This window comes from Microbacterium sp. CCH5-D1, from assembly GCF_001557335.1.
In the GTDB taxonomy this organism is placed as follows: Bacteria; Actinomycetota; Actinomycetes; order Actinomycetales; family Microbacteriaceae; genus Microbacterium; species Microbacterium oxydans.
This window is the reverse complement of sequence record NZ_LSJW01000032.1, coordinates 1-22,487: the sequence shown is the minus strand read 5'-3', so window position 1 is coordinate 22,487 and position 22,487 is coordinate 1. Positions and strand designations below refer to the sequence as shown.

The following is a 22,487-nucleotide window of genomic DNA, read 5'->3' as shown; positions in this document are numbered from 1 at the left end:
TTCTCCCGTCTGCCACTGTGTGAGGGTCAAATGAGTGTGAGGGTCAAATGGCTCTCGGGGTCAAGTATCGCGGTGGGACGGCGGGGGCATCGGCGCGCTAACGTCGACGCGTGGACGAAGAGGTGCTGGCCGGAGGGAACGCGAGCGGGGCCGTGGTGCGCATCGGCGACACGGTGCGCAAGGCGTGGACGGCGGCCACTCTGAGCGTCGATCATTTCGTCGCGGCGATGCGGGTGGCGGGGGTCGATGTGCCGGAACCGCGTGGCCGCGACGGAAGGGGCCGGCACGTCGTGGAGTTCGTGCCGGGAACCCTGGCCATGGACGGTGAGCGGCTGACGGTGGCCGAGCTGAGGCGCGTCGGCTCGATGATCCGCGGGATCCACGACGCCAGTACCCGCTACACGCCGCGGGCGGACGCGGTCTGGGAGACGGCGATCGTCGCGCCCGGTGCCGAGCTCATCTGCCACAACGATCTCGCGCCATGGAACCTCGTCGTCGGCGACCGCTGGGTGTTCATCGATTGGGATGCCGCCGCTCCGAGCACCCGGCTCTGGGACCTCGCCTACGCGGCACAGGCGTTCGCCCTGTCGGATGTCGGACGAGACCCGGTGGATGCATCTCGGGATCTCGCTGCGCTGGTCGATGGATACCGGGCGGACGATGTCATGCGCCGTGATCTGCCTCGCGGCATGGAGGACCGGACGGCGGCGATGCTCGCGCTGCTCGAACGGTCTCACGCCGTCGGTGACGAGCCGTGGGCCTCGATGCACGTGGACGGGCACGGCGACCACTGGGCGGACGCGCTGCGGTACGTACGGGAGCATCGAGCGGTGTGGGCCGGAGCCCTCGGCGGGGGCTGAGCGGCTTTCCGGAGTGCTCTCGGGTGCAGCGACGACCACATTCCGGCATATCGTTTTTCTGCTGTGATCTGGGGCTTCGAATGTCGGTGGCCCCTGATTCACTGCAGGTATGACGGCACTGGCTGACGCGACGCTCGAGCAGGTGGGCGCGCTCGCCGCGCTCACCGAGATGCTCGTCGAGGTCGAGCGCACGATCAGCAGTCTGCAGGCCGCGCGCGACGGCATCCTGGCGTTGGGGTCACGGATCGCTCTCGAGGTCGCCGACCAGGCGGAGCATCCCGATCACGGCGACATGTCGGCGCGCACGGTGGCTGCCGAGTTCGCCGCCGCCCTGCGGGTGAGTGATCGGACGGTGCAGCGCCGGATGGCAGACGCGGCATGGATCGTGGAGCGCTTCCCACTGGTCTGGGAGGCGCAGGGCGCCGGTCGCATCAGTGCGGCGCACGCCCGGGTCATCTGCGAAGCCGGGGAACACCTCGATGAGGGGGCGACTCTTGATGCCTATGCGACGCAGGTGATCGCCTTCGCCGAGTCGGAGTCTCCGGGGCGAGTGGGCCGCATGGCTCGGCGGGTGGCTGAACGATTCCAGGCACGGTCGATCGAGGACCGGCACCTCGACGCACGGGAGAAGAGATCCGTGTGGGTGAAAGACGTCGGCGACGGGATGTCGCAGTTGGGCCTGCTCGGGCCGTCGACGCTCGTCCACGGCGTCTTCGACCGGCTGACGCAGATGGCCAAGATCGTGCAGGGAGCGGATGAACCTTCGGGTCCGGAATCGGCCGCTGCCACCACCGATCCGCCCACCACCGATCCGTGCACCTCTGATCCGTGCACCTCTGATCCGCGCACCGTCGCTCAGCTCCGTGCCGACCTCGCCCTCGACCTGCTTCTCGCGGGTGCTCCGATCGGGCACGACGCTCCCGAGGGGCTCCTCTCGGGTGTCCGTGGAGCGGTGTCGATCACCGTTCCCGTCACCACCCTGATCAGAGGCGGCGGGGCGTCGGCCGAGTTGAACGGTTGCACTCCCATCGACCTCGAGACCGCTCGCGCGCTCGCCGGAGCGGCCTCCGGATGGGATCGAGTGCTGACCCACCCGATCACCGGCGCGCTTCTCGCAGTCGACCGCTATCGTCCGGGGTCTGATCTGAAGCGACATCTGAGAGCGAGGGATCAGCGCTGCCGATTCCCCGCCTGCGGATATGCCTCCACTGATTGCGACATTGATCATCATCACGACGCCGCTCTCGGGGGAGCCACTCGCGAATCGAACCTCGGCCACCTCTGTCGGCGCCATCACATGCTCAAACACCACTCTCCGTGGATGGTCGAAGCTCTGGGTGCCGGTGTCTACGCCTGGACGAGTCCGACCGGCAGGGTCTACGTCGACCGGCCGCCCCTGCAGAACACCGTCACCTTCACCGAAGACCTCGCGGTGGCCCCGTTCTGAGCCCTTTCTCAAAGTTGAGCCAGTTCATATCAAGTTCATTTGACTCCTCATCGACGCCGAAGTACACTTGAGTCATCGCGACTCAGGTTTTCCTGATCGCCGCAGATTTCTGAGACACAGAGAACTTCCCACGAAGAGAACTTCCAACAAAGGAGAGAACACATGGCACGTGCTGTCGGTATCGACCTCGGAACCACCAACTCCGTCGTCAGCGTCCTCGAGGGTGGCGAGCCCAAGGTCATCGCCAACGCAGAGGGCTTCCGCACGACCCCTTCGGTCGTGGCCTTCACCAAGGACGGGGAGGTGCTCGTCGGTGAGACCGCGAAGCGCCAGGCCGTCACCAACGTCGACCGGACGATCGCTTCCGTCAAGCGCCACATGGGCACCGACTGGACCTTCGACGTCGACGGCAAGAAGTGGACGCCGCAGGAGATCTCCGCGCGCATCCTGATGAAGCTGAAGCGCGACGCCGAGGCGTACCTGGGCGACACGGTGACCGACGCGGTCATCACGGTCCCCGCGTACTTCAACGACGCCGAGCGTCAGGCCACCAAGGAAGCCGGCGAGATCGCGGGCCTCAACGTCCTGCGCATCATCAACGAGCCGACCGCTGCCGCTCTGGCGTACGGCCTCGACAAGGGCAAGGAAGACGAGCTCATCCTGGTCTTCGACCTGGGTGGTGGAACGTTCGACGTCTCGCTGCTCGAGGTGGGCAAGGACGACGACTTCTCCACGATCCAGGTGCGCGCCACCGCCGGTGACAACCGCCTCGGTGGAGACGACTGGGACCAGCGCCTGGTCGACTACCTGATCAAGCAGTTCAAGGAGACCACGGGCGTCGACGTCTCGGGTGACAAGATCGCCCTGCAGCGTCTCAAGGAAGCTGCGGAGCAGGCGAAGAAGGAGCTGTCCTCCTCGACGTCGACCAGCATCAACCTGCCGTACCTGTCGCTGACCGACTCCGGCCCCGTGTCGCTGTCCGAGACCATCACCCGCGCGAAGTTCGAGGACCTCACGAAGGACCTGCTCGACCGCACCAAGAAGCCGTTCGAGGACGTCATCCGCGAAGCCGGCATCAAGGTGTCCGAGATCGACCACATCGTGCTCGTCGGTGGATCGACGCGTATGCCCGCGGTCGCCGAGCTCGTCAAGCGCGAGACCGGCAAGGACGCCAACAAGGGTGTCAACCCGGACGAGGTCGTCGCCGTCGGTGCCGCCCTCCAGGCCGGTGTCCTCAAGGGCGAGCGCAAGGACGTCCTGCTCATCGATGTCACCCCGCTGAGCCTCGGCATCGAGACCAAGGGCGGCATGATGACCAAGCTCATCGAGCGCAACACGGCCATCCCGACCAAGCGCAGCGAGACCTTCACCACGGCAGACGACAACCAGCCGTCCGTCGCGATCCAGGTCTTCCAGGGCGAGCGTGACTTCACGCGTGACAACAAGCCGCTCGGCACGTTCGAGCTGACGGGTATCGCCCCGGCTCCCCGTGGCATCCCGCAGATCGAGGTCACCTTCGACATCGACGCCAACGGCATCGTGCACGTGTCCGCCAAGGACAAGGGCACCGGCACCGAGAAGTCGATCGTCATCTCCGGCGGCTCGTCGCTGTCGAAGGAAGACATCGAGCGCATGGTGCGCGAGGCCGAGGAGCACGCGGCCGAGGACAAGGCGCGTCGCGAGGCCGCCGAGGTCCGCAACCAGGCCGAGACGCTCGCGTACTCGATCGACAAGCTGATCACCGAGAACGACGACAAGCTGCCCGAAGACGTGAAGACCGAGGTCAAGGCCGATGTCGACGCGCTCAAGACGGCTCTGGCCGGTGAGGATGACGACGCTGTGAAGACCGCGTTCGACAAGCTCAACCAGTCGCAGTCCAAGCTCGGCGAGGCCATCTACGCCTCCTCGCAGGCGGATGCCGCTGCCGGCGCTTCGGCTGACGGCGAGGCCCCGGCCGGTGACGCTCCCTCCTCCGACGAGGACGTCATCGACGCCGAGGTCGTCGACGACGAGGACGAGAAGAAGTAACCATGACCGACAAGAACTTCGACGAGAACCAGAATCCTGAGTCCGCCGAAGGTCGCAGCGAGGGGTCGGATGCTCAGGCATCCGGCCCCGCGCCGCACCACCAGGACTCCCGCGATGCGCAGGCCGCCGAGGGCTCGGACGAGACCCCGGCAGACGGCGCTCCCGACGACCTGACGGTCGACGACATCCTCGGCGCGACCCAGACCGGCGAGGCCGCGGCGGAAGACGCCGTGCTCGCCGACCTCGAGTCCACTCTGCTGAACGACCTCAAGCGTCTGCAGGCCGAGTACGCCAATTACCGTCGCCGCACCGAAGAGCAGCGGCAGGTCGAGATCGAGCGGGCGAAGGGCGAGGCCGCCAAGGGCCTGGTCCCCGTGCTCGACGACCTCGATCGCGCGGCCCAGCACGGTGATCTGGTCGAGGGCACGCCCTTCGCCGTGATCGCCGAGAAGGTGCGCACGGTCGTGGAGCGTCTCGGAGTGGTCGCGTACGGCGAGAAGGGCGAGGAATTCGACCCGCAGCGTCACGAGGCGATCTTCCAGCAGCCGACGCCCGGCGCCGAGAAGACCACGATCCTCGAGGTCGTCGAGGTGGGCTACCGTCTCGGTGATGTCGAGCTGCGCCCTGCGAAGGTCGTCGTCGCTGTCCCGGAAGGGTAGGTGATCGATGGCCAGCCAGGATTGGTTCGACAAGGACTTCTACAAGACCCTCGGCGTGTCCAAGGACGTCAGCGATGCGGAACTGAAGAAGACGTACCGCAAGCTCGCGCGCAAGTATCACCCGGACTCCAATCAGGGTGATGCCAAGGCCGAGGCGAAGTTCAAGGAGATCAGCGAGGCCTACTCGGTGCTCTCCGATGCGGAACAGCGCAAGGAGTACGACGAGATCCGCGCCATGGGCTCCGGTGCCCGCTTCACGGCGGGCGGCCAGGGCGCAGGCGGCTTCGAAGACGTGTTCAGCCGTTTCGGCCAGCAGGGCCGAGGGCAGACGGCGGACTTCGAGGACATCTTCGCGATGTTCAACCAGGGCCAGGGTGCGAGCTTCGGCGGCGGACGCTTCGGCCAGCCGAGCGGCGGCTACCGCGGCTTCGGCGGGCCGCAGCGCGGTGCTGACGTGACCGCGCGCACCACGCTCGACTTCGTCACCGCCGTGCAGGGCGAGACCATCTCGCTGCAGGGCGAAGACGGCAAGCCGTTCAAGGTGAAGATCCCCGCCGGTGTCGCCGACGGCCAGAAGATCCGTCTGCGCGGCCGCGGCCGGCCCTCGCCCGATGGTGGGGAGAGCGGTGACATCGTGGTGCAGATCACGGTGCGCCCGCACCCTGTCTTCACGCGCGACGGTCTCAACCTGCGCGTCGTCGTGCCCGTGACCTTCACGGAGGCGACCCTGGGGGCGACCATCGAAGTCCCGACCCTCGGCGGCGACGTGGTCAAGCTCCGCGTCGCACCGGGCACCCCCTCAGGGCGGGTGCTGCGGGTCAAGGGTCGCGGAGTCGCGACGTCGAAGGGCACGGGCGATCTGCTCGCCGAGCTCCAGGTCGCGGTGCCGACGCACCTCGACGAGGCCGCACGCGCGGCGCTGGAGAAGTTCCAGGAGCTCGAGCCCGATGAGAACCCGCGAGCCGAGTTGATGGCGAAGGCCCGGCGATGAGCAGTCGTCGGGATCACATCGCCGGGACAGGCGTTCGCGCCGGATCAGGCCGTTCTGTGAAGAACGCGCCTGTTCCGGCGCCTCTGCCTGAGTCCGCGCGTACGACAAGAGACACGGGTAGGAGAGGAGAGGGGAATCGATGATGAACGCCGACACCCCGGTGTTCGCGATCGCGGCCGCCGCCGAGCTCTCCGGCCTTCACCCTCAGACGCTGCGGCAGTACGACCGCATCGGCCTCGTCGTCCCCGGCCGCACCTCGGGCGGCTCGCGCCGCTATTCGTCTCGCAACATCGAGCAGCTGCGCGAGGTCGCACAGCTCTCCTCCGAAGGGGCGAGCCTTCCCGCGATCGCTCGTCTGCTCGACCTCGAAGACGAGAACAGGGCGCTGCGCAACCGGATCGCCGTGCTCGAAGCCGCCCTGCGCACCGAGCGGGAGAATCGCCCCGGCGTGCGCGTGTTCGCCGCGGGTTCCGCGGGCGTCGTGCCCATGCCGACCGGTCGCCGCCTGCGCCGCTCGACCGAGGTCGTGCTCTGGGACCCGCGAGGCAGCGCCTAGAGGCAGCGCCTAGAGGCAGCGCCTGGAGGCAGCGCCTGGAGGCAGCGCCTCGATCAGAGCGGCTCCACGGAGAACCGGAACGCCGCACCATTGCGGAACGGTTCGACGATCTCGAAGTTCTCGTACGCGGGACCCCCGGGGATCGGCGAAGAACTCGCCCAATAGGACCAGCGGGCGTTGACCACTGCCTCGAGCGCCGGGTGCGGGTCATCCACGCGCCAGGTCTGCACGGCTCGACGACCGAGGAAGCGCCAGTGTTCCGCGGTATCAGCGGAGTACTCGACGGACCAGGGCTCCTCCTCGTCGCCGGTGGCGCTCACCATCGCCGATTCCCCGTCGCGGGTCAGGTCGGCGAGCGGAAAGCGGCCGTGAGCGGTGAACGCGGTGCCCGAGAACTCCGGCCACAGCTCGGCAGGCGACACCACGCGGTCCGCCAGGTGCAGCAGCCGCAGTCGTGCCCAATTGCCCATCGTCGCGGTGAGGATCAGGTGTGAGAGCGGCACAGATGTCGCCCTCGTGAACCCCGCGACCTCCACCTCGTGCGGCCGGTCGGCGAAGAACCGTACCCTCACACTCACATCCGCACCGTTGGCGAAGCGTTCGACGCCGATCCAGACGGTGAGCGTCTCCACGCCCTCGACGGTACCGATCCGTCCACGGGCCGGGGCCGTCGACGGCATGGAGTTCGCACCTGCAGAATCGTCCGCCGACCAAAACCTCTTGCCCTGCTCGCCGGGATCCAGCGTGCTCGGCTCCATCTCTGAGAATCCCCGTTCTGTCGCGCCCTCCGGGACCGGCTCCACGGCGATGAAGTTCACCAGCCGCTCGTGGGGGTGGTCGAGGTAGGGGGTGAAGACGCGCAGGAGCCCGCGCGGGCCCGGTGTCGGCGGGATTCCGACCTGGAGCCCGCCGACAGGCCCCCACCGGGGCTCGGTTGCGCCGTCACCAGAGGGCCGAAGCCAGTGGGGTGTTGCGAAGTCGAGCATGTCGATGACCCTAGTGTGTTGAAATCGATTTCGCTAGATTCGAGGCATCACGTCGATCGAGGAGGATCATGTCCCGCCCTGTCGCCTTCCTTCCTGTCGTCTTCCGCCGAGTGGCCGTGGCGGTATCCCTCGTTCTGGCCGTCGCTGTTGTCGGGTGCAGTGGAGAGGGCGGTGTGATCGTCGATCCCGATCCTGACAAACCGTTCGTGCTCGATGGGGTGTCCGGCCTCACCGAGATCGCGCAGCTCACGGGGCCGGGCGCCATGAACGACACGGAGTCGGTCTCGGTCGCGGGCACCGACCTCGGATCGATGGTGAACGTCGGTGACAAGACCTTCTTCTTCTTCGGCGACACGTTCGGCGAACGCGAGCCCGGGTCGATCGGTGGGCAGGGCGGGTTCTGGCGCTCGAACGTGGCTGCGTGGACAACCGACGACGACCCGTCGGACGGCATCGAGTTCGAGGGGTGGCTGGAGGATGAGGTCGGCCTCGCCGCGCCCCTCATCGAAGGCGATCACGACGCGAACGGCGCCGGTGGCGAGGTCACGAAGATTCCGACCTACGGCTTCGCTGTCGGAGACGCGATCTACGTCTCGTACATGTCGGTGCGTTTCTGGGGCAGTCCTGGAGCCTGGGATTCCAACTACTCCGCCCTCGTCGTCTCGCGGGATCACGGATCTACATGGCGCCCTGTCGAAGGCGTGGAGTGGCCGGGTGACTCGAACTTCGTGCAGTTCGCGACGGCCGAGGTGAGGGACGGCGACGCGGACTGGATCTATTTCTGGTCGATTCCGTCCGGCCGATTCGGTGGTGTTCAGCTGATGCGCGTCCCGGCCACCGAGGAAGCCGTCGAAGACCAGTCGGAGTACTCGTACTTCGCAGGTCTCGAAGGAGGGACGCCGCAGTGGAGCGACGACCTGCGCGACGCCGAGACGATTCTGGAAGGCGCGGTCGGCGAGCTCTCGGTGATGTGGTCGACGTATCTGGACCGCTGGATCATGACCTATTCGGATGCCGGTTCGGCATACATCCGTGAGGGTGTCACGCCGTGGGGCCCGTGGGGCGAGGCGATCGAACTCGTTCCCCGCGAGGACCATCCCGGGTTGTACTCGCCGTATCTGAATCCGCGATACGTGAGCGATGGCGGACGTCGGATCTACTTCACGCTGTCGCTCTGGGATCCGTACAACGTCTTCTGGTTCTCCGCAGACCTGGAGCGCGCAGAGTGATCGACGCACGGATCATGCCTTGCGCATGAAATCGATTTCGCCTACTCTGGCGCATACCCGATCACCGACGATCCAGGGATGCGACCGGGGCCCGTCGGCGGCAGCCGAGATCACCGCAGCGACTCGATGAGGAGTCCGTTCCTGAGGAGGAACCCATGAGAATCACAACTCGTACGCGCAGGGCCGCGATCGCCGCTCTGGGCGCGCTCACGGTCGGCGTCATGCTGGCCGCGTGCGGTTCCGGCACGCCGGGGGAGTCTGCCGGCGACGGCGGCGGAGAGGACGGCGTCACCACGGTGCAGTTCTGGCACCGGACGTTCACGCCTGTGGAGAACGAGTGGTACGCCGACATCGTGAAGAAGTTCAACGCCTCGCAGGACAAGATCAAGGTCGTCGATACCGAGGTGCCCGCCGACGCGTGGGACCAGAAGATGAAGGCGGCCCAGGCCGCCGGTAAGGCCCCGGACGTCTACACCAGCTCCGCCAACCTCTACGACCTCGTGAACGCCGGATCGGTGCACGAACTCGACTCCATCGTCCCGAAGGACGCCCTCGACGAGATCCTCGACAACGCGAAATCGATCTCCGAGATCGACGGCACGCACTATGCCTATCCACTGCTGCTCGAGCCTCAGACCGTGCTGTTCTGGAACAAGGACATGTTGGACGCTGCCGGTGTCGATTCAGGGAGCGCCCCGGCGACATGGGACGATCTCCTCGCCGCCTGCGCGAAAATCCAGCCGACGCTCTCCGACGGGCAGTACTGCATCTCGCCGGCGCAGGATGCGGTGACAATGGCGTGGTCGACCGTGGGGCAGCAGTACAACTTCGCCGGACACCTGGCGCTCACCGACGACTGGACCGCCCCTGACATCGACAACGAGGGCTACCGGAGCCTGATGGAGCAGTACCAGCAGCTGTGGGACAAGGGATACATGCCCAAGCAGCCTCTCGCGGCATACGTCGCAGGCGAGGACTTCGGTCAGCAGAAGGTCGCCTTCAAGGTGTCCGGTTCGTGGATGATGTCCGAGATCGGCTCGGACTACACCGACCTGCTCAGCAAGACCGGCGTCGGTGCCTTCCCGAGTTCGTCGGATGCGGACGGCCGCACAGCCACCACGATGGGCAACTTCACCTGGGTTGTCGACGCGAAGAGCAAGGCCCCCGAAGCAGCCGGCGAATTCCTCGCCTGGGCGATCGGCGGCGAGCCGCAGAACCTCGTCCCATTCTTCGTCGACACACAGTTCACCAAGGTGCCGGTGCGTCAGTCCGTGCAGGATGCCGTCGCGGCGAGCGAAGAGGCCGCTGACGCTCCGTGGTCGAGCATCATCGTCGACGACATCGCGCCGGACGCCATCCCCGGTTCCACCTACCCCTGGGATGTCAATCTCGCCGTCGGCACGGCGATGGAATCCGTGATGAAGGGCTCCGCCTCGGTGGATGACGCGATCAAGACCGCGAATGCGGCGATCCAGACCGTCATCGACCGCGACGGGCTGTCCGACAAGGCACCAAAGAACTGACGTCGCTCACTGTTCGGGGGTCGGCCCCGTCCCCCGAACAGTGAAGGACACGAGATCACGACGAGGTGGATATGGCCAATCAGGCTGTGCAGGAACGCCGGGCGATCCGGCAGCGGCAGAACCGTTACCGCTATCGCGACAACAGGACCGCGTACTGGTTCCTGCTGCCGCTGGTGGTGCTGCTGGGGATCTTCGTGATCTGGCCGGCCATCTACGCCGGATACCTGTCATTCCAGGACTGGAGCTTCTACAAGGACCCGGAGTTCGTCGGCATCCGCAACTACGCCAACGTGCTCAAGGATCCGCTGTTCCTCGCGACCATCGGTCGCGGCTTCGCCTTCGTGCTCCTCACCGTGCCGATCATGCTCGTGCTGGCGTTCCTCTTCGCAAGCCTCGTCGTGACCGTGTCTCGACGGGCGGCCAGCCTCCTGAAGGTCAGCATCTACATCCCGACGATCATCTCCGCCGTGATCGCGTCGATCATCTTCGTGCTGATCTACAACTACTCCGGCGGACTTCTCAACGCTTTCCTCGGTACCTTCGGCATCGAGCCGATCGCCTGGATAGGTGATCCCAAGTGGGCGCTCCTCGCCATCGCGGTCCCGGCGATCTGGCTGGGCATGGGACTGACCTCGCTGATCATGGTCGCCGCGATGGTCGACATCCCGGCGGAGTACTACGAGGCGGCGGCGATGGAGGGGGCCAACTGGGGCCAGAAGACCGCGTACATCACCATCCCGCAGATGAAGAACGTGGTGCTGTACCTGCTCATCACCGGTTTCGTCGCCGCGATCCAGCAGTTCGAACTGCCCCTCGTCATGACCCAGGGCGGTCCGCTGGATTCCACAACCCTGCCGAACCTGTTCATCTTCAACCACTTCCGCAACGATGTGAACGTCGGCTACTCGATCGCCGCAGCGCTGTTGCTGTTCGTGGTGCTGGGTACGATCTCTGCCCTCGTCTTCAAGTTCGTCAACTCCGAGAGGCTGGTGGACTGATGGCCGTCATGCAGGAGACCACGCGCATCGTGCTCGCCGGCAGAGAACCTCGCTCGACCAGGCCGCCGCGCAGCGCCGGAGGCTGGCTCGTCGTCATCGGCAAGGTGATCCTGGGTGCGCTGTTCGTCATCGCGTCGCTGTTTCCGCTCGCCTGGATGGTGATCGCCGGCTTCAAGTCGAAGACCGAGGTCGTGGAGACCCCCTTCCAGTTCTTCCCCGAGGTGTGGCTCTGGCAGAACTACGCGCAGATCCTGGCCGATCCGACGTTCCTGCGCACTCTGTTGTGGACGTTCTTCGGTGCCGTGCTGTTCACCGTGGGCAGTCTCGCCGTGAACTCGCTCGCCGCCTACGCCTTCGCACGCCTCGACTTCCGGTTCAAGAAGACGATCTGGGCGATCGTGATCACGACGATGTTCATCCCCGGCATGACGATCCTGCTCACGAGCTTCATCGTGGTCACCCGCCTCTCCATGCTCGACACGCTGGCCGTGCTCGTGATCCCCGGGCTTGCGAGCGCCGGCATGGTGTTCTTCATCCGGCAGTTCTACCTGAACATCCCCAAGAGCTTGGAAGAGGCCGCGATGCTCGACGGCTGCGGTCGGTTCGGCATCTTCGTGCGCATCTTCCTGCCCTTGTCGAAGCCGCCGTTCGTCGTGATGGGGATCACCGCGTTCCTCGCGTACTGGAATTCGTACGTCTGGCCGATCCTGACGATCACCTCGCCGGAGCGGTTCGTGCTCCAGCAGTACCTCGCAACCTTCCGGTCCGAGCGCAGCACCGAGCTCGGCCTCTTGATGGCCGGGTCCGTGCTCGCCGCAGCGCCGGTGATCATCCTGTTCCTCATCTTCCAGCGTCAGATCATCGGCAACATCAAGATGGCAGGCCTGAAATAGCAGCACTCTGCAGCACCACCGGCACCCGCCACCCGGCGGCAGCGAGAGGAGAGATCGATGGAGATCGAGCAGAACCAGGAGTCATGGCTCAGCCGCAGGGGCGTCCTGCAGGGAGCGGTGGTAGCGGGAGCGGCGTTCCTGGCTGCGACCGGCCGGCCCGCTCCCGCGGCCGCCGCCGGACTGTCCGTGACGAGGGTCAAGGTGCTCGCCGGCACGCAGAGCCCCGTGCAGTACGGCATCGGGGCCACGGATCTCGGGATCCCCGCTCGCACACCGGATGGTCGGATGCTCTTCATGTTCGGCGACACGTGGGCCGATGGTGTCGGCGGCGCGAACTGGCGTTCCCCCGTCGCTCTCTACTCCTCGACGACGAACCTCGCCGCGGGAGTCGCGTTCAACGGGAGCGCGGGTGCCGGAGCGAACACGCAGGGCGTCGCTCCGCAGCTCTGGTATTACCCGCACGACGCCTACTTCACGACAGTGATCCCCTCCGATGTGATCACCGTCGGATCGCGAATGTATCTGCACGCGATCGTCAATGGCCCTCAGTTCGGAGCCGTGCGCTGGACGGAACTCTGGAAGTCGGACGACAACGGCGCGTCCTGGCAGCACACGGGGCTGCAGTTCCCCGCGGATATGGCGGGCGGCAAGTTCCAGTGCATCACGTGGGGCGAGGGCAACGACGGCTACGTGTACATCTACGGCACGGGCTTCCAGCGCGACAAGGGCATCGTGCTGTACCGGGTGCCGTCGAACAACATGACGACGCTCTCGGCCTATCAACCGTGGGGCTTCGCGAACGGTTCATGGGGGTGGGGCAAGCCCGTCACCGAGGTGCTCGGCGGCAAGTTCGGTGAGATGTGCCTGCGACCGCTCGGCGGGAAGTGGATTCTCACCTGGTTCAACTCCGGCGCGTATCGGATCGACGCGATGGTCCTGAACACGCCGACCGACAACCTCTACACGGCCACGAAGACCACTCTCCTCACCGGCACCGAGTGGAGCACGGAAGATGCCTCGCACGTCGCGCAGCTCTACGGCGGCTACATCATCCCCGGGTCGACCCTGTCGGACCTGCACCTCAGCGTGAGCCAATGGACCACGGGCAACAACAGCGTGTACCACTCGGAGCAGTTCCGCGTGCAGGGGCTGGTGTAGGCGGGCGCGTCCAGGAGACCGAAAGCAACGCTTCCTAGCTTGGGGAGCAGGGAACGACCCTGCTCCGCGCCTGGCGCGCGGGTGTCCTGCCACGAAGGAAGAACTCCTCATGACGAACACCAAAGCCCCCTCTGCCGCCGCCTCGACCGGCCTCCTGGTCCTCCGGGTCGTCGTCGGCGCGATCTTCGCCGCCCACGGCGCGCAGAAGATCTTCGAGTTCACGCTGCCCGGGACCATCGGCAGCTTCGCCGGCATGGGAGTGCCGTTCGCCGAGATCGCCGCCCCGCTGGTGGCGTTCCTCGAGCTCGTCGGCGGCATTCTTCTGATCATCGGATTCCTCACGAGGCCGGTCGGCATCCTGCTCACCATCGACATGGCGGTGGCGCTTCTCCTCGTGCACCTCCCCGCCGGGCTGTGGGTCGGGGACGGGGGCTACGAGTTCGTCGCGGTCCTCGGTGTCGCCGCGCTCGCGCTGGCGCTCACGGGAGCCGGCCGTTTCTCCATCGACGGCGCCCTGCTTCGCGGTCGTGCCCCTGCCTGGCTCGCCTGAGAGTCGCCGCGCTCAGTCCTGAGGCTCGCGGGGCGGAGTGGCGCCGATGTCCGGCACCGGGGCTGTGCCTAGGTGCACCTCCAGGTCGTCGGCCGTCGGCGTCTTCGGGCGCCGCGCGGTCGGGCGGTCGAGGTAGAACAGTGCGGTGGAGGCGATGTCGTCGCGCAGCGGTAGGTACCGCCAACCGCTGCGCCATCCGAGCGCCTGGATGTCGACCTTCGGGATACCGGTCGCGAAATGGATCGGGTCGAGCAGGTGCCAGCGGTACATGCCGAAGCGCTGCTGCGACACATACAGCCCGTCGGGACGGATCACCTGGGGCATGCCCAGATAGGGAGTCGAGAATTCCGTGTAGCCCTGGCCGGGGATGTCGAAGTTCCAGGCACCGCCGAAGTAGTCCTCTGTCCCCGTGCCGCAGATCGTCGGATAGTCGGTGTCGTCGTCGAGGTAGAACTTGATCTCGCCTTCGCCCCACCATCCGTTGGAGTTCACGCCCCAGGCGATGTACGTGCCGACGTACTGACCCTGCCCTTCGACGCCCTCCAGAATCACGTGCGGGGTGAGATCGGCCAGCGGGTTCGATCGACGCCACTGCGCGTGGAAGTACGCGTCGTTCGAGTGGTCGCCTCCGACCTCGTAGGTCACCTGGTAGTAGACACGCACGTCGACGACGGAGGTGTTCTCGAGGGTCAGTCTGGCGCCGTCCTTGAACGGCATCGGCCAGTAGGAGTTGAATCCGCCGTGCGGGTTCGCAGCGATCGTCTGCGAGTTCACCTGCGCGAAGACTCCCCAGGCGTTGCAGAAGAAGTCGCCGTACGGCACCTCGACGGCGGGTTCGTCGGCGCCGTCCCAATATGCGCGCAGCAGCAGGGTGCGCCAGTTGTCGGTATGGGTCGTGATCCAGAGGTGGGTGATCTTGCCCGCACCGGTGATGTTCGCGAGCTCGAGCGTCTCGCCGGCCTTTATGTCCATGCTGGGCGAGATCTTCCAACCGGGACCGAGGTCACGAGCGTTCATAGCGCCCGTGCCCTCGGTCGCGCGGCCACCGCCCCCAGCGGATCCGTCGAAGTTCTCGGGGGAGATCGATCGGGTCTGCACCGGTCGCAGCGCTGCGAGGGATGCCAGATCAGAAGCAGAGGAAGTCATGGGCGCCAATGTAATCGATTTCAGATGAGAACGCCAGAGAATCGAGGTGTGCGCGATACTGTTGCTTTCACGTCCGGCGCGTCCGGGCAGGCAGTGAGGGTGCATGGCCACGATCTATGACGTCGCGGAACTCGCGGGTGTCTCCCCGGCGACCGTCTCGCGTGTGTTCAACGGCACGAGCGTGTCCGAGGAGAAGGTGGCCGCCGTGCGCGACGCCGCGGCCCGGCTGAACTTCACGCCGAATCGCACGGCTCGTACACTCCGACGCCAGAGCTCCGAGGTCATCGCGCTCGTGATCCCGGACATCGAGAACCCCTACTTCACGGAGATGGCGCGAGGGGTCGAAGACGTCGCCTCCGAGGCGGGCTACTCGGTCGTCCTGTGCAACTCCGACGCGCAGATGGAGAAGGAGGCGACATACCTCCGTATCGCGATCTCCGAGCACATGTCGGGGATCATCATCGCGACGGCCGACGAGCGGTCCAACCTCGAGGGCATCCTCGCGACGGGGCGTCCCGTCGTGGCGGTCGACCGCAGCACCACGTACGACATCGACGGTGTCGTGATGGCGAACCGTGCAGCGGGCACGTCCGCGACGCAGGATCTGATCGACGCGGGCTATCGTCGCATCGCCTATATCGGCGGGCCCGAGCACATCGATACCGCGGCGGAGCGAGCCGCAGGATGGCGCTCCGTGCTCGCTGCGGCTCAGCCCGACCTCGACCTCGACGAGCTCGCACGATTCGCGACGTTCCGCGTGGAGGGGGGCCGTGCCGCTATGGAGGAGCTCCTCGCGCTTCCCGAGCCGCCCGATGCCGTGGTCGCCGGGAACAACCTCATCGGCGTCGGCGCCATCCAGGTGCTCACCGAGCACGGGCTCACTCCGCCGCAGGTCGGTGTCGCCGTGATCGGGTCACTGCCCTTCACGACGCTGTCTCCCACCGCCGTCACCGTCGTTCGCCTGCCGGCGCGCCACATGGGTGTGACGGCGGCGCGGATGCTGCTCGAGCGCATCAAGGGCGACCGGCAGCCCTCGCGCACCGTGGTGCTGCGCAACGAGATCCAACCCGCCAGCCAGCGGGTCTAGCGGGAGCCCCAGAAGCGGGTCGCCAGGTGGGCGACCTCTTTGTCGAGCTCTTCGAGTCGTCGATCGACAGAGCCCAGTCGCGCGTCGAACGTCGCCTCCAGAGCGTCGAATCGGGTGTCGACCCTCGCGTCCATCGCCTCGAACTTCGTCTCCATCGCCTGGAGCTTCGTCTCCATCGTCTCGAACCGGTATCCCAGCTCGCGCCGGAGGGACGATGTCATCTTGTCGTTCTGGCGGATGAGGACGGTGAGCGCCCCCAGCATGAAGGCAGCGAACACGCCGATCAGAGTCCAGACCTGGGGTTCGTTCATCTGCATGGCTCCATCCTGCGGGGGAGTCCTCAGATTGTCACGGTATTCCAGTGCGGCTCGGGCTCGAGCCCGTGAAGAGTGGAGAGCGCGCGCTCCCCGCAGATCGTGCAGGAAAGGTCGGATCTTCTTGCGATGTGAAATCGATTTCGCATAAAGTGGCCACAGGTTTCAGATTCTGTGCCCGGTTTCAAGGAGGACACCATGCGCTGCACCCTCGGGGTGGACATCGGCACGTCCAGCAGCAAAGGCGTGCTGGTGGGGGTCGACGGCACGATCATCGCGTCGGCGAGCCGTGCGCACGAGGTCCGCCGCCCCCACACCGGCTGGGTCGAGATGGACGGCGACGTGTGGTGGGACGAGTTCGTCTCGATCTCTCGCGAGCTGCTCGAGACGGTGCCCGATGCCGAGGTGGTCGGAGTCGGTGTGAGCGGGATGGGGCCGTGCATCCTCCTCGCCGACGAGGATGACCGTCCGGTGCGTCCCGCCATCCTCTACGGCGTCGACACGCGCTCGACGGCGCAGATCGATCGGATGACGGGCGATCTCGGCATCGAGGAGATCACGCGCGTCGGCGGATCGACGCTCACCTCGCAGGCGGGTGGCCCCAAGATCGCCTGGATCGGGGATGAGGAGCCGGAGGCCCTGGCGCGTGCGCGACGCCTCTTCATGCCGGCGTCGTGGCTGACCAGGAACCTCACCGGGGCGTATGTGCTCGACCACCAGTCCGCGAGTCAGGTCTCGCCGTTCTACGACATCGAGGCCGAGAGCTGGTACGGGCCGTGGTGGGAGCTGTACGCGGGCGGTATCGAGCAGCCCGCGCTGCTCTGGGCGGGCGACTTGGCAGGAGAGGTCACCGCCGCCGCGGCAGCGGCAACCGGCATCCCGGCGGGAACACCCGTGATCACGGGCAGCATCGACGCCTGGACGGAGGCGGTCAGCGTCGGCGCGCACGAGGTCGGCGACCTCATGCTCATGTACGGGACGACGATGTTCCTGGTCGCGACGGGAGCGGAGACCCTGCGCACCCCGTCGATGTGGACCACCGCGGGAGCGTTCGCCGGCACACGCAACCTCGCGGGCGGGCTCTCCACGTCCGGCGCGCTGACCGCCTGGTTGAAGGATCTGACCGGGGCGGATTACCCCGAGCTGCTGGCAGAGGCGGAGCTCTCTCCACCCGGTGCGAGGGGATTGCTCGTGCTGCCGTACTTCGCCGGGGAGCGTACCCCGATCCAAGACCCTGATGCCCGGGGCGTGATCGCCGGACTCACGCTCGAGCACACGCGAGGCGACCTCTATCGTGCCGCTCTCGAGGCCACGGCGCTCGGCGTGCGCCACAACGTGGAGACCATGCGCGCGGCGGGTGCCGACATTCGTCGGATCGTCGCGGTGGGCGGGGGCACCCAGGGGCGGCTCTGGCTGCAGGTGGTCTCCGATGTGACAGGTCTCGTGCAGGAGGTGCCGCAGACGACGATCGGCGCGAGTTACGGTGCGGCCTTCCTCGCCGCGACCGCGATCGCCGCGCCTGACGAGACGCCGGTGATCACGGACTGGAACCCCGTCGCGGAGACGATCCGGCCTGATGAGGCGCTGCGCCCGGCCTACGACGACCTGTTCGACAGATACGTGCGCCTCTACGCGGATTCGAAGGACGTCGTGCACGAACTCGCAGACACGCAGCGCGGAGCATCCGCATGACCCGCGAACGGCGCGCCCGCGGTATCCCGCACACGTCGCAGGCGACGGCGTTCCCGCTGGGAGGCATCGGGACGGGCAATGTGTCGATCGGTGCCAGGGGAGAGCTGCGCGACTGGGAGCTCGAGAACCTTCCGGACAAGGGGCGTCGCAACCCGCACTCCTTCTTCGCGATCCACGCGGCTCCGGAGGGCGGCGACGCGGTCACCCGAGTGCTCGAAGCGCGGCTCGGCGGGCGTCACGATGCAGACGCGGGCTACGCGTTCGACCAGCTCGCGGGCCTCCCGCGACTCGACGCCGCGACGCTGCACGGCGAGTACCCGGTGGTCGACGTCGACTTCAGCGACGCCGTCCTGCCGGTCGACGTCTCGCTGCACGCCTTCACACCCCTGGTGCCTCTCGACGCGGACGAGTCCGGCATCCCGGCAGCGGTGCTGCGTTACCGCGTGACGAACCCTGGGTCGGTCCCGGTGGCGGTCACGGTCGTGGGCAGCATCTCGCACACGGCGGGGCGTGGCACCCCGGGGCCGGATGCGCCATGGGGGATGCGTGCGACGCAGACGGTGCGCTGGCGCGACGACGGCGAGGTGCGCGGACTCGACTTCGGGGTGGATCTGCCCGAGGATGACTTCGGCTACGGGACGCTGAGCCTCACCACGACGGATGCGGCCACGACCGCCAAGCCGCAGTGGGTCACCAGCTACTGGCCCGACGGTGCACGGCTGTTCTGGAACGATCTGACTGACGACGGGCTGCTCGCGGCGGAGCCGAGGCTCACGCTGGAGGATCGGCCCAGAGGGCTCTTCGCCGAACCCGATGCCGATCCGGACGCCGCGCCGCTGACCGAAGCGGAGATGCTGGCGAAGCTTCCCCGTCTGCGCACCGGCTCGCTCGGCATCGTGCACGTCCTCGCTCCCGGTGAGAGCCGCGACTTCGAGTTCGTGCTGTCGTGGAGCTTCCCGAATCGTCGTCGTGGGTGGAACGGGCATATCGTGTTCGCCGACCCGAACCTCGACGAGATCGTGCGGAACCACTACGCGACGCTGTGGCCGGATGCCTGGGCCGCCGCTGCCCACGTGCACGCGCACCTCGCAGAGCTCGAGGAGACGACGGATGTGTTCGTCGAGGCGCTGTACGGCGGGAGTCTCGATCCGGTGCTGATCGATGCGATCGGAGCGAACATCGCGGCCGCCCGTTCCACGACCGGCTTCGTCATCGAATCCCCGAACTCCGAGCTGGGCGATGGACCGGTGTTCGCGGCGTGGGAGGGATCTTTCGATCACGGCGGCTCGTGCGAGGGCACCTGTACCCACGTGTGGTCGTATGCGCAGACCCTCGCCTGGCTCTTCCCCTCGCTCGAAAGAAGTGCTCGGCGGGTGGAGTATCTGCTCGAGACGGACGAGTCCGGGGCGCAGAAGTTCCGCGGCAACCGCGTCTTCGGAGGTCCCTCCTGGTTCATGGGTCCGGCCGTCGACGGACAGCTCGGCACTCTGCTCCGCCTGCACCGGGAATGGCGCTTCAGCGGAGACGACGACTTCCTGCGTGAACTGTGGCCCGCAGCGGCTCGCACCCTGGACTACGCGATCAGGGTATGGGATCGCGACGGAGACGGGCTCCTCGACGGGGAGATGCACAACACCTACGACATCGAGTTCCACGGGGCAGAGCCCCTCGCGAACGGCGTGTACCTCGCGGCGCTCCGGGCGGGTACGCGCATGGCTGCCCATCTCGGTGAGGACCGGCGGGCGGAGGCATGGTCGGCTCGAGCGGACCATGTCGCCGCGGCGATGGACGAGACGCTGTGGAACGGTGAGTACTACCGCCAGGTGATCGGCGATGCCGACGCGCACCGGTACCAGTACGGCGATGGCGTGCTGTCGGATCAGCTCCTCGGGCAGTTCCACGCATTCGTGAACGGCCTCGGGCACATTCTTCCCCCGGAACGAGTCGATTCGGCGCTTGCCGCGATCGTGGCGCACAATCACCGTGACGACCTGTCTGCGCACGAGAGCACGCAGCGCGTCTACGCCCTGAACGACGAAGGTGGGCTCCTGCTCGCATCCTGGCCGCACGGTGGACGCCCGGCGATCCCCTTCGTCTACTCCGACGAGGTGTGGACGGGAGTCGAGCATCAGGTCGCGGCCTCGCTTCTCTATGCCGGCCGCGTCGATGACGCGATCCTCGTCGAGCGTTCGTTGCGCGGGCGGTATGACGGGCGTCACCGCAGTCCGTGGAACGAGATCGAATGCGGCAACCACTACGCACGATCGCTCGCGTCGTGGGCGCTTCTGCTCGGAGCGAGCGGTGTGCAGTGGGATGCCCCAAGCGGCGAGCTCTCCTTCGCTCCGGCGACCGGCGGTGATCTCCGCAGCCTGTTCACCACGGGAACCGGCTGGGGGCGTGTCGAGATCGACGAGCATGAGCTGGCCATCCATCTCGACGGCGGCACGCTCGATGTCGCAGACCTGCGGCTGCGCGGCCGGACCGTCGGCCGCGACATCCGACTCCGAGCCGGGGATACGCATCGTTCCCGGCTCACCCCGACCCCAACCCCGGAGGCATCATGACCACCTACACCCTGCCGACCACGGCATCCCGCCCGACGACCGCTCCGAAGACCGCGTATCTCATCACGTCCGGAGACCTTCGTGAGTCGGCGAACGTGGCGGGGTGGCCCACCCAGGTCGAGCTGGAGACCGGCGTCACCGGAGTGCTGAACGCCCTCGGGTGGGAGGTCATCCGGCCCTTCGGTGTCGACCCCGAGACCGGGCACGGATTCATCTCGAGCCAGCGCATGGGCCTCGAGGTGTTCACGCGCATCCCCGTCGACGCGCCGCTCATCGTCGCGATCGCCAACTGGCAGTACTCGCACCATGTGCTCGCCGGACTGCGATCCCACGAGGGGCCGATCCTCACGGTCGCGAACTTCGCCGGCGATTGGCCGGGCCTCGTCGGCCTTCTCGGGCTGAACGCGGGTCTGACCAAGATGGGCAAGCCCTACGCGACCACCTGGTCCGTCGACTTCGCCGATGAGTGGTTCACCGACGGCATCAAGGAATGGACGGAGTCCGGCGCCATCACGCACGACAGCTCGCACGTCCGACCGCTGCCCGCGCTGCCGGACAGCCCGGAGAAGCAGCTCGGCGAGGCGCTCGCGGCACAGCTGCTCTCCGAGAAGGCGATCATCGGCGTGTTCGATGAAGGCTGCATGGGCATGTACAACGCGATCTTCGACGACGAGCTGCTCAACCCGACCGGCATCTACAAGGAGCGCCTCTCGCAGTCGGCGTTGTACGCCGAGATGCTCGACGTCACGGACGATGAAGCCGACGCCGCGTACGACTGGTTGATCGATGCGGGGATGACGTTCCGCTACGGCGAAGACGGCGTCACCGAGCTCACCCGCGACCAGGTGCAATGGCAGCTGAAGATGTACATCGCCGCGCTCCGCATCGCCGACGACTTCGGGCTCGACGCGGTCGGCATCCAGTACCAACAGGGCTTGAAGGACCTGGTGCCCGCCTCAGACCTGGCCGAGGGCATTCTGAACTCGACCGAGCGGCCGCCGGTGACCTCGCGCGACGGCTCTCGCGTTCTGCACGAGGGACGGGCCTTCCCGCACTTCAACGAGGCCGACGAGGGTGTCGCCGTGGACGCGCTCGTGACCGACCGGGTGTGGCGCGCGATGGGGCTCGTGCCCGACAACACGCTGCACGACGTCCGCTGGGGCGAGGACTACGACGGACAGTTCGTCTGGGTCTACGAGATCTCGGGGTCGGTGCCGGCATCGCACCTCGGGGGCTGGCAGCACGCGGAGGGATGGCGGCAGGGTCATGTGTTCTTCCCCGCGGGCGGCGCCACGATCAACGGCGTCTCGAAGCCCGGCGAGGTCGTGCTCTCCCGAGTGTTCATCGCCGAGGGCATCCTGCAGGCCGACATCTTCCGGGCGTCGGTGGTCGAGCTGCCGGCGGAGGAGACCCAGCGGCGGAAGGATGCCACGAACCCCGAGTGGCCGATCGCCCACGTGGTGCTGCACGGCGTCTCGCGCGACCAGTTCATGGCACGGCACAAGGCGAACCACGCGCAGCTCGTCTACGCGCCCGACGCCGAGACCGCGGACAAGGCCCTGATCGCGAAGGCCGCGATGTTCGACGGGATGGGGATCAAGGTCAACCTGGTGGGAGACGTGACGATCTGATCGGTCGCTGCACATCACTGCGAGCGCCAGAAGCGGGTCGCGAGGTTCGTGAGTTCCCTGTCGAGGTCGTCGACCTTGATCTCGATGCGGTCGAGCCGGGCATGGAGCCCATCGATCCGGGCCGAGAGCGTGCCTTCGACGCGGTCGATCTTCGCCGAGAGCGTGCCTTCGACGC

The 22,487-nt window shown here is 66.8% G+C and carries 19 protein-coding genes; 16 read left to right on the top strand and 3 right to left on the bottom strand.

All coding sequences use genetic code 11. The annotated features are described in order from the left end of the window. Positions 1-110: 110 nt before the first annotated feature. From AX744_RS02020 to AX744_RS01995, 6 genes are all read left to right on the top strand, one after another. The gene (locus tag AX744_RS02020) at positions 111-860 is read left to right on the top strand and encodes a phosphotransferase (RefSeq protein WP_061015243.1); all 750 of its coding nucleotides are present in this window, start codon (positions 111-113) and stop codon (positions 858-860) included. A gap of 109 nt (positions 861-969) precedes the next feature. Further along, complete coding sequence (locus AX744_RS02015; RefSeq protein WP_061015242.1) at positions 970-2,307, top strand: HNH endonuclease signature motif containing protein; 1,338 nt, start codon at positions 970-972, stop codon at positions 2,305-2,307. A gap of 162 nt (positions 2,308-2,469) precedes the next feature. Continuing rightward, positions 2,470-4,335 carry a molecular chaperone DnaK gene (dnaK, locus tag AX744_RS02010; protein WP_045263917.1) on the top strand — a complete coding sequence of 622 codons (1,866 nt, stop codon included), beginning with the start codon at positions 2,470-2,472 and terminating at the stop codon, positions 4,333-4,335. Positions 4,336-4,337: 2 nt separating this feature from the next. Next, complete coding sequence (locus AX744_RS02005) at positions 4,338-4,994, top strand: nucleotide exchange factor GrpE (protein WP_046748698.1); 657 nt, start codon at positions 4,338-4,340, stop codon at positions 4,992-4,994. A gap of 7 nt (positions 4,995-5,001) precedes the next feature. Further along, positions 5,002-5,985 (top strand): DnaJ C-terminal domain-containing protein, encoded by a 984-nt coding sequence (locus tag AX744_RS02000; RefSeq protein WP_046748699.1) that lies wholly within the window; start codon positions 5,002-5,004, stop codon positions 5,983-5,985. Between the two features lie 142 nt (positions 5,986-6,127). Further along, positions 6,128-6,541, top strand: coding sequence for a heat shock protein transcriptional repressor HspR (locus tag AX744_RS01995; protein WP_058632345.1), 414 nt, complete (start codon positions 6,128-6,130; stop codon positions 6,539-6,541). A gap of 53 nt (positions 6,542-6,594) precedes the next feature. On the opposite strand, the gene AX744_RS01990 is transcribed toward AX744_RS01995, so the two are convergent. Continuing rightward, entirely contained in the window at positions 6,595-7,527 is a 933-nt protein-coding gene (locus AX744_RS01990) for a hypothetical protein (RefSeq protein ID WP_061015241.1), read from the bottom strand. 68 nt (positions 7,528-7,595) lie between these two features. On the opposite strand from AX744_RS01990, the gene AX744_RS01985 reads away from it, so the two are divergent. The 6 genes from AX744_RS01985 to AX744_RS01960 all read left to right on the top strand — a co-directional run bounded on the left by AX744_RS01985 (position 7,596) and on the right by AX744_RS01960 (position 13,878). After that, entirely contained in the window at positions 7,596-8,756 is a 1,161-nt protein-coding gene (locus AX744_RS01985; RefSeq protein WP_061015240.1) for a DUF4185 domain-containing protein, read from the top strand. Positions 8,757-8,911: 155 nt separating this feature from the next. After that, entirely contained in the window at positions 8,912-10,279 is a 1,368-nt protein-coding gene (locus AX744_RS01980; protein WP_046748702.1) for an ABC transporter substrate-binding protein, read from the top strand. A 71-nt stretch (positions 10,280-10,350) separates the two neighbouring features. Continuing rightward, on the top strand, positions 10,351-11,277 hold the full coding sequence (locus tag AX744_RS01975; RefSeq protein ID WP_046748703.1) for a carbohydrate ABC transporter permease: 927 nt from the start codon (positions 10,351-10,353) through the stop codon (positions 11,275-11,277). Continuing rightward, the gene (locus tag AX744_RS01970) at positions 11,277-12,170 is read left to right on the top strand and encodes a carbohydrate ABC transporter permease (protein ID WP_046748704.1); all 894 of its coding nucleotides are present in this window, start codon (positions 11,277-11,279) and stop codon (positions 12,168-12,170) included. The genes AX744_RS01975 and AX744_RS01970 overlap by 1 nt, the downstream gene beginning before the upstream one ends. Positions 12,171-12,227: 57 nt before the next feature. Continuing rightward, positions 12,228-13,328, top strand: a complete 1,101-nt coding sequence (locus AX744_RS01965) for a DUF4185 domain-containing protein (RefSeq protein ID WP_061015239.1) — start codon at positions 12,228-12,230, stop codon at positions 13,326-13,328. A 109-nt stretch (positions 13,329-13,437) separates the two neighbouring features. Beyond that, positions 13,438-13,878 carry a DoxX family protein gene (locus AX744_RS01960; RefSeq protein WP_058632328.1) on the top strand — a complete coding sequence of 147 codons (441 nt, stop codon included), beginning with the start codon at positions 13,438-13,440 and terminating at the stop codon, positions 13,876-13,878. 12 nt (positions 13,879-13,890) lie between these two features. Here the strand turns inward: AX744_RS01960 and AX744_RS01955 are convergent, their stop codons facing one another. Then, positions 13,891-15,024, bottom strand: a complete 1,134-nt coding sequence (locus tag AX744_RS01955; protein ID WP_046748706.1) for a glycoside hydrolase family 172 protein — start codon at positions 15,022-15,024, stop codon at positions 13,891-13,893. 103 nt (positions 15,025-15,127) lie between these two features. Here AX744_RS01955 and AX744_RS01950 point away from each other — a divergent pair, with 103 nt between their 5' ends. After that, positions 15,128-16,111, top strand: a complete 984-nt coding sequence (locus AX744_RS01950; RefSeq protein WP_046748707.1) for a LacI family DNA-binding transcriptional regulator — start codon at positions 15,128-15,130, stop codon at positions 16,109-16,111. Here the strand turns inward: AX744_RS01950 and AX744_RS01945 are convergent. Beyond that, complete coding sequence (locus AX744_RS01945; protein ID WP_151485309.1) at positions 16,108-16,422, bottom strand: hypothetical protein; 315 nt, start codon at positions 16,420-16,422, stop codon at positions 16,108-16,110. The two genes, AX744_RS01950 and AX744_RS01945, sit on opposite strands and share 4 nt — an antisense overlap. A gap of 201 nt (positions 16,423-16,623) precedes the next feature. On the opposite strand from AX744_RS01945, the gene AX744_RS01940 reads away from it, so the two are divergent. Genes AX744_RS01940 through AX744_RS01930 form a run of 3 tightly spaced genes read left to right on the top strand, consistent with a single transcriptional unit; the run spans position 16,624 to position 22,312 of the window. After that, complete coding sequence (locus tag AX744_RS01940; RefSeq protein ID WP_061015238.1) at positions 16,624-18,117, top strand: FGGY-family carbohydrate kinase; 1,494 nt, start codon at positions 16,624-16,626, stop codon at positions 18,115-18,117. Next, entirely contained in the window at positions 18,114-20,681 is a 2,568-nt protein-coding gene (locus AX744_RS01935) for a GH116 family glycosyl-hydrolase (protein WP_061015237.1), read from the top strand. The genes AX744_RS01940 and AX744_RS01935 overlap by 4 nt, the downstream gene beginning before the upstream one ends. Continuing rightward, positions 20,678-22,312, top strand: coding sequence for a fucose isomerase (locus tag AX744_RS01930; protein ID WP_061015236.1), 1,635 nt, complete (start codon positions 20,678-20,680; stop codon positions 22,310-22,312). Before AX744_RS01935 ends, AX744_RS01930 begins: the two co-directional genes overlap by 4 nt. Positions 22,313-22,487 lie beyond the last annotated feature (175 nt).